This is a genomic window from Noviherbaspirillum sp. FW303-A3 (assembly GCF_058788695.1).
This window is the reverse complement of sequence record NZ_JBYTAZ010000001.1, coordinates 303,096-316,093: the sequence shown is the minus strand read 5'-3', so window position 1 is coordinate 316,093 and position 12,998 is coordinate 303,096. Positions and strand designations below refer to the sequence as shown.

General features: G+C 62.2%; 9 protein-coding genes. 6 read left to right on the top strand and 3 right to left on the bottom strand.

What is annotated here, in order from left to right:
• Positions 1–13: 13 nt before the first annotated feature.
• Together AC3WOY_RS01470 and ppk2 are read left to right on the top strand one after the other, a co-directional pair.
• Complete coding sequence (locus AC3WOY_RS01470; RefSeq protein WP_492420595.1) at positions 14–472, top strand: GNAT family N-acetyltransferase; 459 nt, start codon at positions 14–16, stop codon at positions 470–472.
• 23 nt (positions 473–495) lie between these two features.
• The gene (gene ppk2, locus AC3WOY_RS01465; protein ID WP_492420593.1) at positions 496–1,416 is read left to right on the top strand and encodes a polyphosphate kinase 2; all 921 of its coding nucleotides are present in this window, start codon (positions 496–498) and stop codon (positions 1,414–1,416) included.
• A 21-nt stretch (positions 1,417–1,437) separates the two neighbouring features.
• Here the strand turns inward: ppk2 and AC3WOY_RS01460 are convergent, their stop codons facing one another.
• Entirely contained in the window at positions 1,438–2,967 is a 1,530-nt protein-coding gene (locus AC3WOY_RS01460) for a CYTH and CHAD domain-containing protein (protein WP_492420591.1), read from the bottom strand.
• A gap of 207 nt (positions 2,968–3,174) precedes the next feature.
• Between AC3WOY_RS01460 and AC3WOY_RS01455 the strand changes: the two genes are divergently transcribed.
• Complete coding sequence (locus tag AC3WOY_RS01455; RefSeq protein ID WP_492420589.1) at positions 3,175–4,185, top strand: transporter; 1,011 nt, start codon at positions 3,175–3,177, stop codon at positions 4,183–4,185.
• A 171-nt stretch (positions 4,186–4,356) separates the two neighbouring features.
• Here the strand turns inward: AC3WOY_RS01455 and AC3WOY_RS01450 are convergent, their stop codons facing one another.
• Positions 4,357–7,815 (bottom strand): AAA family ATPase, encoded by a 3,459-nt coding sequence (locus AC3WOY_RS01450; RefSeq protein ID WP_492420587.1) that lies wholly within the window; start codon positions 7,813–7,815, stop codon positions 4,357–4,359.
• A 6-nt stretch (positions 7,816–7,821) separates the two neighbouring features.
• A complete protein-coding gene (locus tag AC3WOY_RS01445; protein WP_492420585.1) occupies positions 7,822–9,078 on the bottom strand; it encodes a metallophosphoesterase family protein in 1,257 nt (418 codons plus the stop codon).
• 259 nt (positions 9,079–9,337) lie between these two features.
• Between AC3WOY_RS01445 and AC3WOY_RS01440 the strand changes: the two genes are divergently transcribed.
• The 3 genes from AC3WOY_RS01440 to AC3WOY_RS01430 all read left to right on the top strand — a co-directional run bounded on the left by AC3WOY_RS01440 (position 9,338) and on the right by AC3WOY_RS01430 (position 12,892).
• Positions 9,338–10,234 (top strand): endonuclease, encoded by an 897-nt coding sequence (locus tag AC3WOY_RS01440; protein ID WP_492420583.1) that lies wholly within the window; start codon positions 9,338–9,340, stop codon positions 10,232–10,234.
• A 121-nt stretch (positions 10,235–10,355) separates the two neighbouring features.
• A complete protein-coding gene (locus tag AC3WOY_RS01435) occupies positions 10,356–10,901 on the top strand; it encodes a hypothetical protein (RefSeq protein ID WP_492420581.1) in 546 nt (181 codons plus the stop codon).
• A 278-nt stretch (positions 10,902–11,179) separates the two neighbouring features.
• Positions 11,180–12,892, top strand: a complete 1,713-nt coding sequence (locus tag AC3WOY_RS01430) for a diguanylate cyclase (protein WP_492420579.1) — start codon at positions 11,180–11,182, stop codon at positions 12,890–12,892.
• The last annotated feature ends 106 nt before the right edge of the window (positions 12,893–12,998 follow it).

Sequence of the window (12,998 nt, the reverse complement as noted above, 5' to 3'; positions counted from 1 at the left end):
AGGCGTGCATACCGTGCAGAACCGGCAAGATCCCTTGACTCCCATCATCGGCCACGCGCAGCCCGGCGAGATGGCCTCAGTGCTCGGCCTTTACCGGGACTGCGGCTATGGCGGCGGCGTTGATCCATCAGACATCATCCTCATGGCAAGGATCGGCGCAGGCATCGTGGGCGCGGTGCGCATCTGCCGGGAACAGGGAACGGTCGTCCTGCGCGGCATGCAGGTGCGGGCGGAATACCGCGGGCAAGGCATCGGGAAGCGGCTGCTTGCGGCCGCCATGCCCCATCTCGACGACGCCGTCTGCTACTGCCTGCCGTATTCCCACCTGGTCCACTTCTATGCATCCAAGGGATTCAAAACGGTCGACGCCGGCTCCTTGCCGGAATTCCTTAGGAACCGGCTGGATGGCTACCTTGCCGAGGAGCAGGACCTGCTTGCGATGCGGCGCGAGCCGCATGGAGACACGATTTAATACCGACACGGATTACGATACTCATGGATGTTGAAAAACAGGCGGAATTGATCGAGCGGCTCAGGCGCGACCTGGAGGACGGCTACGACGAGGAGTTCGAACTGGAACTGGACGACCGCGTCGAGGACCGGATCGGTGAGCGGATGCGTAACCTCCCTGAGGACGACGCGAAAGAACAACGCAGGATGTATTTCCGGGAACTGTTCCGGCTGCAGGGCGAACTGGTCAAGCTCCAGGACTGGGTGGTCCGGACCGGCTACAAGCTGGTGATCGTCTTCGAGGGGCGGGACGCCGCCGGCAAGGGCGGCATCATCAAGCGCATCACGCAACGCCTGAACCCGCGCGTCTGCCGGGTGGCCGCGTTGCCCGCGCCCAACGACCGCGAGCGCACGCAATGGTATTTCCAGCGCTATGTGTCGCACCTGCCGGCGGCAGGCGAGATTGTCCTGTTCGACCGCAGCTGGTACAACCGCGCCGGCGTCGAGCGCGTGATGGGCTTCTGCACCGACGAGCAGTACGAGGAATTCTTCCGCTCTGCGCCGGAATTCGAGCGCATGCTGGTGCGATCCGGCATCAAGCTCATCAAGTACTGGTTCTCGATTTCCGACGAGGAGCAGGAATCCCGCTTCCTGGGACGCATCCATGACCCCTTGAAGCAATGGAAGCTGAGCCCGATGGACCTCGAATCGCGCCGCCGCTGGGAAGAGTACACGAAGGCCAAGGAAGTGATGTTCGAGCGTACCCACATTCCCGAGGCGCCATGGTGGGTTGTGCCCGCCGACAACAAGAAGCGCACGCGCTTGAACTGCATCCATCATCTCCTGAGCCAGATCCCCTACAAGGAGGTCGAACACCCGCTGATCACGCTGCCCGAACGCATACGCAGCGAGGACTACGCCCGCCGCCCGGTGCCGAACGAGATCTGCGTGCCGCAGGTGTACTGACGCGGCATTCCCGCCCGCGGCTTATCGCAGCCGCGGCAGGTCGGCCTCGCGGAAGCGTTTCCAGGTCTTGCGCAGCTTTTGCTCGTTGCTGGAAACGTGCGCCGCAAGAAAACCGCGCGCGTACGCGGCACTCGCTGCGGCCTCCGGCTTTTCCGTTTCCAGATGCCGCAGCAGGCGGTCGCCCACCGACACGTCGTTGCGCCAGCCAAGCTCGTCCTGCATGGCAGATAGCGCATCGAGGTACTTGCGCAGGCGCTTCGGCCGATAGAGGGGGGCGAAGAATTCGACTGCATAACGATTCCTCTTTCCCGCAATGCGCAGCCTGTGCAGTTCCTCGGGCGGCGCGCGGCGAATGTTCCTGCCGCGCTTGAGGACGCGCCTGTGCCCCTGCTTGACCGCTTTCTGCGCAAACGCCTTCAGCGGCGCCTCCAGTTGATCGACATGGACCAGGGCCGGCGTGTCCCGCCACTGCTTGCCCATTGCCCGGGCGAACATGCCGATCATGAGCCGTGTGTAACGCGGCGAGCGAAGCGCGGCGCCGGCCTGGTTCCGCTTGCCGCGCACGACCTCGTCCATGGCGGCATTCAGCGCTGGGAAAGAAGCGTCGCCCACGCCTCCCGCGCGGGCCAGCGTCGAGGATGACAGGACGTCCCAGTCCCTCGCCTCGCCCAGCGCTTCTCCCAGCCAGCGGAGTTCTTCCTGCAAATCCGCCGGGCACGATGCGGCCTCATCGAACAGCTTGAGCGCCGAGCGCAAGCGGCGCAGGCCGACTCGCATCTGGTGCAGGCTCTCGGGATGACCGCTTTCCATCACGGCACTCTCGTTGGCCTGGATCTGCGCCAGGCAGTTCAGCACGATCGCCTGCAAGCCGTCTTCGATTGTCGGCGAACGCGGAAATGCAACTGGCGTGGCTTTCACGGGGGCAGGTTCTTCCTGCCTGCAAAGGGCGTAGCCGCGCTGCGCCTTGCTGACATTGCTCAGACGGAGGGGCACGCCATCGAGCAGCCTGAGCGCGATGTCGTACAGGCGGCCAGGTTCTCCCTCCTTCAATTCGAGTTCGATCTCGCTGACCGGCACCTTCCGGTCATCGCGCTGGACGCTTCCTTCGTCGAGCACGAGTTCGACGCAGCCATCCCCGTCGCGCAGGTTCCACGTCGACCGCTGCACCTTCACCCGGAAGATCGGCTGCAGCGTGTCGGCAAGGGATGGTTGCTTGAGAAGCGCCGACAGGGGCGAATCGGCGTCGACCATCGATGCAAGCTGATCCAGGGCCGGTACTGCGCCGTCGACAGGGGTTTCCCACTCGTCGCGCTGGTGCAGGCCGCCTTTCACGCTGCCGCCGGCCTTCAGGGTCTGGATCCAGTGCCCCCGCATCTTGCGCACACGGAGGCCTGCGGCGTGCTGGCGCAGGGTGAATTCCGGCGTGTCGAAGTAGATCGCGGTCAGCTCGTCCTGTTCCGGCTTGCCATCAGCAAGTTTCTCGATGAGCGGATGACGGCGCAGCTTGTCGCTGTCTGCCGGGTCCAGTTCCAGTTTCAGTTCAATCTCCACAATTGCTCCTTGCAGCAGGCCCTTGGAGCAGTCTAGGCGAGGACAGCTAAATATCATTATCAGGATGGCAATGGCGTGATGCAGAGACCCGTGTCCGTCACGCTTGCGTCACAGGCGTCTGGCATGCTGTCGCGGCCCGCATTGTTTTGCTCTTGCGTAATAGAGAATGGAGCGCCGCAGCGGGGATCAACTGACGAAAGCTATGACATGGAAGTCCAAAGCATTAACTACGGTTCCGAACAGAGCGGCCTCATCTGGGGGTACGTGTTCTCCCCGGGCAAGGCAACGCGGCGCGTCACCAGCGAGGGCGCTTTGCAGTGGCTGCAGGGACACGGCGCTGCGGGACCGGAGTTCCTCTGGCTGCACTTCAATCTCAGCAACGCGGCCAGCGAGAAGTGGATACGCAAGCACGACATCGTGCCCGAGGAGTTCTATGAGGCACTCCACGAGGGTTCGCGATCGACGCGCATCGAGCTGGTCGAAGGCAACCTGATGGCGGTGGTGAACGATGTATTGCACGACTTTACGTTCGAGCCTTCCGACATGTCGACGATGTGGGTGAATGTCGCCAACCGCATCGTGCTGAGCGCGCGCACCCGTCCGCTCCAATCCATCGAAAAACTTCGGCAGGCCATCGAGAGTGGCGATGCCATCCAGTCGACCGTCGAGCTGCTCGTGCACCTGCTGCGCGAACAGGCGGAAGTGCTGGTGCAAATTGTGCGCAGGACTGTAGCGCAGGTAGACGATATCGAAGACGCGTTGCTGGCGGACAGGCTGAACCATCGACGGACAAAGCTGGGCACCTTGCGCAGGCTGCTGGTGCGGCTGCAGCGCCTGCTGGCTCCCGAGCCTGGCGCGCTGTTCCGGCTGCTGCAGCGGCCGCCGGCGTGGATACACGATAACGACCTGCAGGACCTGCGGCAATCAACCGAAGAGTTCTCGGTCGTGCTGAACGACATGGCAGCGTTGCAGGAAAGGATCAAACTGCTGCAAGAAGAAATAGCCGCGCGTGTCAATGAAGAAAACAGTCAGAGCCTCTACCTGCTGACGACGATGACGGTGCTTGCGCTGCCAGTCAACATCACCGCCGGCCTGCTGGGCATGAATGTAGGCGGGATACCGATGGCGGACGACGGCGCGGGGTTCTGGGCCATCGCCGCCTTTGCGTTTGCGGTCACCGCTGCAGCGGCATGGCTGCTGCTCAGGCACAAGAGATAGCATAGAGGGTGTTATGCCCTAGGGAAGGGGGCTGCCCTCCGGGTTCGGTCGAGAAGGGGCGCATTGCGGTGTTGCGACGCTTGCCCAGACGCCCAGTCTGAGCAGCGCGCCGCGCCTAGCACTGCATCCCTTCTCGACCGAACGCCCCCCTTCCCTAGTTCATAACACCCTCTAGAGATGCACAACCGACACCTCCTGCCCAAAGACATCCCGCACTGACTCCACCAAGTGGTCGTGGTGGGTCAGGTAAATCACCTGCGTTTTTTCCGACAACGCGGCCAGCGCTTCGAAGCCGGCCGTCGAGCGGCCGTCATCGTAGTTGATGAACAGGTCGTCCGCGATAAACGGCAAGGGGGGCGCTTTCTCCAGGTGCATTTCCAGTGCGGCCAGGCGCAGTGCGAGATACAGCTGATCCCTTGTCCCGTCACTCATGCCGCCAATACCAACCAGCTTGCCGTCCATGCGCTGTCCATGCAGCGTCATCGGCTGCGCGTCGAAGTCCACGACCAGCCTGTTGAACGCCCCTTGCGTGAGCTGCGCAAAAATCGCGCTGGCACGGCCCAGCATCGGCCCCTGTTTCTCCTGACGGTAACGATCAATGGACCAGCGCAAGAGTTTTGCTGCCGTAAAGACTTTGACATAGCGTTCCGCTGCATCGGCCATCTGCGCGATCGCCTCCTGCCTTTGCGCTTCGGCCATGGCGGCCGCGCCGGAGCCGCCGATCGATCCGAGCGCGCTGCCGGCCTTTTCCTTTTCTGCGGCAAGCGTTGCCTGGCGTTGTACCGCTTCGCCGTGCTCGGCGGTGGCGGCTGCCAGTTCTGCCGTTACCTGCGAGAGGTCCGCGCCTTCGATTTCCTGTTCCAGCTGTTCGCGGGGCAGCCCGTCTCCGCCGTCGACGAGTTGTGCCTTCGCCTTGGCCAGATCGAGCGAGCAGCGCCGATGCGCGTCAGCACGCGAAATCGCCTCGGAAAGCAGGGGACGGGAATCGACGCCAGCCCGCTCCATCAGCGGCTTCAGGCTGGCGGTGGCGGTTTCGATGGATTCCTGTGCGTTCTTTGCTTGTTCTTTCGCAAGCCGGATCGTCTCTTTCAACCGGTTTGCCTCTGTTCGCGATTCCTTCGCACGCGCCAGCCGTTTTGCCAGTTCCTGGGCAATCCGGTCCGGTGCCATGCCATCGAATTCGCTTCCGAAATGATGGGCAAGGCGCTGCGCTTCCTCGGCGAATTTTTCCAGATCGGCCGTCATCGCCGCGATGCGGTCCACACGGGTCTGCCGCACCTTGCCCAGCAGTTCGTCAAGCGAGGCGAAAAGCTCCAGCGCTCCGCCAACGGTGCCTGCCGCGCTATCTTGTGCCAGTCCGGCCGCCGCCAGTGCCCTTGACCATTCTTCTTTCCAGTTGCTGGCGGATGTTCTTGCTTCGGCGGCGGTCTGTCCCAGGGAATGCGCCTGCGCCTTCGCGGCCTTCAACTGGCCCTCCAGTGCCTCGCGACGCACACTGGCGCTCTCGACGTTCCGGATATGGAGCTCCGCCTGTACGCACAGGGACGTCAGTTTGTCCGTTTGCTCGACCTGCAGTCCCGCCTCGCGCAATGCCGCCGCCAATGCCAGACGGTGTTCTTCTGCCTGGCGCGACAACGCATCGGCGCTGTCTTGTGCCTCCTGGCATTCCGCAGCGGCCGCGATCGCCTTGTCGCGCTTTGCGACCCATTCGCCGATGTTTTCCAGCTTCATGCCGTGCAGGCCGACCGACGTCGCCATTTCGGCCCACATCTTGTCGAATTGTCCCAACTGTTCAGTCAGCTGGGATCGCTGCTCATCAAGGATCGATTGCTGGTGAATTGCCTGCTGAAGCTGATGCTGTTGACTCTGCAGCTGCGCCGCCGCTTCGACGTTTTCAAGCCGTTTATCCGCCAGTTCGTCTGCGCGGTGAATATGTGCTTCGAACTGTTCGGCGCCTTCCTGAACGCTGATGGTCCCTGCCTTGATCGCCTGCCAGGATCCGTCACGTTCCTGGCGCGCCTCCGACACTGCTTCCCGTGGAGTCGGCTGATGCAATTCCGTGAGCTGGGAGATTTTAAGCTTCAGGGTCGAGACCACTCCCGCCTGATCCTGTATGCGCGTTTCCAGCGCCTTCCTGTCATTCATCAGCGTGAGCCGGTCCTGGATCACATGCTGGATCGCTTCCGGGCTCGGCAATTCCATCGCAGCCAGCTCGGGAATCGGCTTGTTCCATCTTCCCAGCGCCAGCTCGGCATGGGACAGGGCTGCCCTGGCCTTTGAAAGCAGGCTTTGCTGCTTCTGCATGGCGGTTTCCGTATCGCCAAGGGCTCGGGCGCCGGCGAGGGCGGCGCGCAGTGCCGGCCGGACCTCGCCGGTGTCCATCTCTGCCAGCTCCTGCGACAGATGCTGGATTTCCGCTGTTTTTGCCTGCTCGGCCTGTTCCGCTGCCCGCAATGCCTGGGTCAATCCGCTGTGCGACTGGGACAGGCGCGACAGTTCCCGCCGTACCAGCAGGGATGGCAGGCGCGCAGCGAGCCTGTCCTCGGATTCGAACTCCCATCCCAGCTGCAGGCATGCCTTGCGGATGTCCGCCAGCAGCGCATTGATCTCCTCTTGCCGTTTGCCGATATCCCGCGCGTAGGTGCTATAGCGCACCCGGCATTCCTCGAGCGCCATGATGTCGGAGGCGACTTCCAGGACGGCGTCGTCGATCCGGATGCGCGCCAGTTCTTCCTGTGCCTTTTCGACTTCGCCGCTGCGCAGTTCCAGCAACTGTCTTGCGGTGGCCAGTTCACGCTCCGCTGTCGACAAGATGGTTGCGGAGTCGGCAGGCAGGTCCGCGACCGGGCCGAGGTCACTCAGCTGGCGCTCGATATCCCGAACGGTCTGCAGGAAGGGCGCGACGCGGCGGATGCGTTCCAGCCGGTTGCGCTTGATTTCAAGCTGGCGCAACCGATCGCCTACATTGCCGAGTTCGTCCATCACGGATTGCAGGCGGCTGTTTGCTTCCGTCCATACCTTGGTGCGAACCGTCGTTTCCTTCAACGCGTTGCTTGCTTTTTCAAGCAGGTCGGCCGCGCTGTAATACGCGCGGTCGGCAGCCTTTCTGGGGGCCCACAACTTGTCGGCTTCCGCAAGGAGCGCATCCCTTACCTTGCCCAGGCTGGCAATGCCGGCAGCGGACTGGAACAGCACCTGGCCGACATCGTTTTCCGCGTTCAGGATGCTGTTGCCGCCCTCGACCAGGCGGGTATGGTCGAGGCCGAACATCTGGTCGAAGAAATTCCGGTCGGCAGTGCCGAGGAAGGGCACCAGGGTATTGTCCGCAAGTACCGCGTCCGAAGGCGTGCGCAGCGTCTGCTTTTGTGCCTTTGCCCGTTGGAATTCCAGCGAGTCTGTCCGGTTGCCGATCGAGGCGCCCAGGCGCAGCTCGTTCAGGGGATGCAGGAAGGCATGCGCGGAGCGCGCCGGTATCCCGAACAGCAAATCGAGGACGGCGGAACGCAGCGTCGACTTGCCGGCTTCGTTGGGGCCCACAATCAGGTGGAAGTCGCGCGCCGATTGCGGGAATTCCACGCAGCGGTCCGTGAACTTGCCGTATTTGATCAGGTTCAGTCTATTCAATCGCATCGCTGCTTACTCCATCCGGGCGAGTTGTGACACGAGGCCGGGACGTATTTCGCCCACCAGCCCGGAGAGGTCGCCGTTGCGGATATCCTTGAAGCAGGGGACGGCGTTCTGAAGTTCCAGGGGCGACTTGGATACCAGCCCCATCAGGTCGTCCTTCAGGCTGGCGAGGAATTCCGGGTCGGTTTGCGCTTCTTCGAACAATTCCTGGAGGTCGGCCAGCGCATCGCCGCGCGCCCGGATCGCATCCGTTTCATCCGATGCCGTCGTGCCGGTCTTCACTTTTTCGATCCACAGGCGCTCGGGAGCGATCGCGGCGGCGGACGCCAGCACTTCCGCCCGCAACTGCGCTTCCATGCCGAACAATTCGCCATGCACGGGCGTTTTGCCCGTGATGGTGATCCTGACGGCGGACGGCATATTGGAAGGACTGCTTTCAACGACCGCTTCCAGTTCCTTGTTTATCGCGTGCACGACGTCCGCCATGGAAACGCATCCGCTCGCATCGACATTCAGGTGATGCCAGCGCAGTACATCGACGAAGATCCGTTCGACCTTCTGCACGCCGGTCTCGTCCGCGGTGACGAGCACGGCGCCGCGCGGGCCGGTTTCGCGAATATGACGCCCCTGCAGGTTGCCCGGAAATACAATCGTCGAAGGCCCCTGCCACATCTGGTATTCATGCACATGGCCCAGCGCCCAGTACTGATAGCCTTTCGCGTGCAGTTCATCGATGGAGCAGGGGGCGTAGTTGGCATGCGTGGACTGCACGCCGAGGGCGGTGTGCAGCACGCCGATGTTGAACATGCCCGGCAACGGATCGGGATAGGTCTGCGCCAGGTTTTCGGTGGTCGCGGCATCCTTGAAGCTGCGCCCGTGCAGCGCGACCTTCAGGTCCTCGATGACGAAAGTGTGCGCCTTGCGGGATTCAAAGGTATGCACGTTGTCAGGCAGGACCAGCTTCTTGGTCATCTCGCTTTCGGCATCGTGGTTGCCGAACTTGACATATGCCTTGATACCGGCCTTCTTCAGCCGTCCCATTTCGCGGCAAAAATAGATGCCGGTGTTATGGTCCTTCCAACCGCCGTCATAGAGGTCGCCGGCGATGACCATGAAATCAACCTGCAGCTCGATCGCTTCATTGATCAGGTTGGTAAAAGCATCGCGGGTGGCGCTGCGCAGCATCTGCGCGGGCGCATCCGGATAGGCGCTCAGGCCGGTCAGGGGACTGTCCAGGTGGATGTCCGCCGCATGAATGAATCTCATTTTTTTCCGATTCGAAGACAAAATTGCGCGGGCGATAATACACAGGGAAGTGCTTCTTCGCCAGCCTTCCGGACTCCGGGGCGATGATTGCTGCTGTTGCGGTTAGCGGCGGGCCAATGCGATGGAGGAAACTAACAGGGACATCCGATCTCTTAGTTCTTCTTCCGAGCAAGATAGTCATCGCCGCTGCGCCGTGCAAATATACAGCGCAATCCGAATAGCGATTCGTTTAATTGCATCACAACCCTTTTTGCCTTTCATGCAATCCCGCATTACCTCCGTCGGGCTCCTGGTCAAACCCGACCCGGCCGAACGTTTCACTTACCCCGATCACATCGACCGCGGCAGCCTCGATGCATTGCCGCCCAAGCCTGGCATCTACATCTTCCGCGACCAGCAGGAACGGCCGCTGTACATCGGCAAGAGCGTCAACATCCGCAGCCGCGTGCTGTCGCACCTGCGCACGCCGGAAGAGGCGCGCATGCTGCAGGCCAGCCGTCATGTCGAATTCCGCCGCACCGCCGGCGAAATCGGCGCCTTGCTGCTGGAGTCGCGCCTGATCAAGGAGATGCAGCCGCTGCACAACAAGAAACTGCGCCGCACGCGCGAGATGTGTACGCTGCGCCTCGGCCAGGAAGCGACTGCGGTGCCCGAAATCGTCTATGCGCGCGACCATGACTTCGCAATCACGGCCGATCTCTACGGCCTGTTCGCCACACGCAAGGCGGCGCTGGAACGGCTGCGGCTGATCGTCGAGACGGAACGCCTGTGCCCCGCAATGTCGGGACTGGAAACCGTTGTGCGCGGACGCGCCTGCTTTGCGCGGCAGATCGCGCGCTGTCTCGGCGCCTGCACCGGCGAAGAATCCCCCGAGGTCCATTACTTCAGGCTGCGCGCGGCACTGGAAGAGATGCGTATCGTCGCCTGGCCTTATCCCGGCCCGATGGGCATCGTGGAAGAGTGCGACGGATGGAAGCAGACGCATGTGATCGACCGCTGGTTCTACATCGGGTCGATCGATCATGTAAAAGGTTCGTCGCCGATCCGGCTGCCGGCAAGGCGAACCTTTGACGTCGATACCTACAAGATCCTGGTCAGGCCGATGCTGCGCGGAGAGTTGCGGGTCGAGCCGGTGAAGCTGCGGGGAGGGACGTGATTCCCGGCGCAGCATGATGGCAACGGCCTGCGCGTGCCAATAAAAAAGCAGTACAACCGGCAATCCACCGGTTGTACTGCCGACACCACGTTACCTGATTGTCTGTCTGGATGGCGCTTACTTGGAGCCCGAAGCCGGCGGTGTCGTGCTGCTACTGCTGCCTGGCATCGTGCTGCTCGTGCCGCCGGTGGAGCTGTCGGTCGAGCCGCTTGTGCCGCCGGTAGCGCCACTGGAACCGCCTGCGCTGCTGCCGGTTCCGCCGGCCGTTCCGCCGCTGGTACCACCCGTGGTGGAACCCGGGGTGCTGGCTGTGCCGCCCGTAGTGCTGCCGCCGGAAGCGGTGCTGTCCGTGCTGCCTGCACTACCCGGCGTCGTTCCGGTCGATCCCGTGGCGCTGCCCGCGCCTGCGCTGGAGGACGAGCTGCCTGCGCCGCCGGTGCTGTCCGTCGTGCTGCCGGTCGTTCCTGCCGTCGAGCCTCCGGTGGCGCCGGGACTGCCTGCCGTGCTGCTGGAGCTGCCGCTTGGGGGTGTTCCGGCCGTACCCGTGCTGCCGGCTCCAGCACCAGCACTGCCCGGATCCTTGTTGCATGCGCCCAGTGTCAAAGTGGCGACAAGCGCCGCGAGCAATACTGAGTATTTCATGTTGGTTCCTCTCAAGAAAATATAGTTGTAGAACCCATTTCCACTCATATCGCATGGTTGAACGGGCTCCAATATTGCGTTCTCGGCTAATTGGAGAAACCAGACAGTGTTAAGTGCCTGATGTGAGTTTGATAAATCTCAATGACGATATGTTTATTTCAATACGGGTATTGGGGTGTTCCAGCCCGTTCCAGTCGTTGTTGATCCAAGGAAATTGATTGCTGTAAAGATATATAATGGCGCGAAAAAGAAGATAAAACGCGACCGGAGCCGCGCCCCATGGCCTCGGTTATTCGAGGGCTCATGAACAATTCTTCATTGCGCCGGCAGCTTGTGCTGCCGTATGTGCTTCTTGTGCTATTCGTCTCCGCTGCCATCGCCTGGGTGTCATACCAGGCGGGCGAGGAGGCTGTCGGCACGCTTTCACGCCGGGTCCTGACCGACATGGCAGACCGCATCGGCGGCGCCACGGAACAGCACCTGGCAGGCGCCATGACGGCACTCAACGCGGTCGATCCCGATCCCGCCATGCTGCCCCGTCCCCAGCCGTTCATCGCGCATCCTGCGTCCCTGGAGGAGAAGCTTTGGCTCGCCAGCGGCCTGTACGTGGACGTCAGCAACTACGTGTATTTCGGGGGAGCGGACGGCAGTTTCATCGGGATCAATCGCGTCAACAAGGATTTTGTCGAGTTCTACCTGCGTGAACCCGGCGCATCGGCGCGCCACGTCTATTCCGTCCATGGTCCGGGCGATCGCGGACGGCTCCTGCGCACGGATGATTTCGATCCACGGCGGCGCGCATGGTACGGCGTCGCCGCAAACAAATCGGGACCGGTCTGGTCGCCGGTCTACAACGATTTCACCTCAAGGGAGCCGACGATCACGCTGGCCCGCGCGGCATACGGGCCGGACCGCAGCTTGGTTGGCGTGATCGCGACCGATGTCACTCTCAAGGTACTGACGGATGTATTGCGTTCGACGAAGGTCAGCGCCAACGGCGTGGCTTTCGTGATGGACGGGGAAGGTTACGTGATCGCGACTTCGGGTGAAGAGCTGCCGTTCAGGATGGTCGATGCCACGCCTGTACGCCTGCGAGTGGATGAAATGGACTCGCCGCTGATTCGCGAGGCGTACGCCAAGGTGCAGGAATGGAAGAAGGCGGCGCCCAATCCGTCCGAGCCGCTGTCGCTTGAATTCGGCACCGACTCCGGTGCGCTCGACATCGCCGCCAGCCGTACAGGACGCCCGTTCGGCCTCGACTGGACGACCGTGGTGGTGGTGCCAAGGTCCGACTTCATGCGCGGGGTCACCAGCAGCTTCGTCCAGGGCATGGGCATCGCTACCCTGTGTATGATGATTGCACTGGTCCTGGGGCTGTCCATCCTCAACCGCGTCTTGCGCGACATCCGTGCGCTGACCGATGCGGCGAAGAAGATCGGCGACGGCGAACCCTTGCCCTCGCTCGACATCCGCCGCCGCGACGAAATCGGCCAGCTGGCGCTGAGTTTTTCGGAAATGGAATACAACCTGCGCATCGACAAGCTGACCGCCGTCTTCAACCGGTCCTCCCTGATCGCGCAGATCGCTTCGCTGCGCCGGCAGCTGGAGCAGAAGTCCGGCGACCGGCCGAATTTTGCCTTGCTCTTCATCGACCTCGACCATTTCAAGAAAATCAACGACCAGTACGGCCATGGCGCCGGCGACAGGATGCTGGTGGCGGTCGCCGGCCGGCTCAAGGATTCGGTGCGGGTCACCGATGTCGTGGCGCGCTACGGCGGTGACGAATTCGTCGTGCTGCTCAAGGGGGTGACGGATGTGGGCGACGTCATCGCGATGGAGGAAAAGATCCGCCGCATCGTCGAACAGCCGGTCCAGCTGGACCACGGCAAGGCCAGCGTCGGCGTATCCATCGGCTGGGCGTTGTTCCCGGAGGATGGCGAGGATGTCGACGCGTTGCTGAAGATCGCGGACAAGCGCATGTTCGACACCAAGCGCATCCGCAAGGCGGCAAGGTAGTCATTAATGCGTATCGGGGCCTGCCGGCTACGGAAAACAGACTAGTTCCTGACGGCAATTTGTTTTCTCCTGGAAACCAGTCATACTGGTGGTAAAACATTACAAA

Excerpts from the sequence above, each read along its gene's own strand:
- ppk2 (WP_492420593.1), top strand. The coding sequence starts at position 496 with ATGGATGTTGAAAAACAGGCGGAATTGATCGAGCGGCTCAGGCGCGAC.
- AC3WOY_RS01455 (WP_492420589.1), top strand. The coding sequence starts at position 3,175 with ATGGAAGTCCAAAGCATTAACTACGGTTCCGAACAGAGCGGCCTCATC.
- AC3WOY_RS01450 (WP_492420587.1), bottom strand. The coding sequence starts at position 7,815 with ATGCGATTGAATAGACTGAACCTGATCAAATACGGCAAGTTCACGGAC.
- AC3WOY_RS01445 (WP_492420585.1), bottom strand. The coding sequence starts at position 9,078 with ATGAGATTCATTCATGCGGCGGACATCCACCTGGACAGTCCCCTGACC.
- AC3WOY_RS01440 (WP_492420583.1), top strand. The coding sequence starts at position 9,338 with ATGCAATCCCGCATTACCTCCGTCGGGCTCCTGGTCAAACCCGACCCG.
- AC3WOY_RS01430 (WP_492420579.1), top strand. The coding sequence starts at position 11,180 with ATGAACAATTCTTCATTGCGCCGGCAGCTTGTGCTGCCGTATGTGCTT.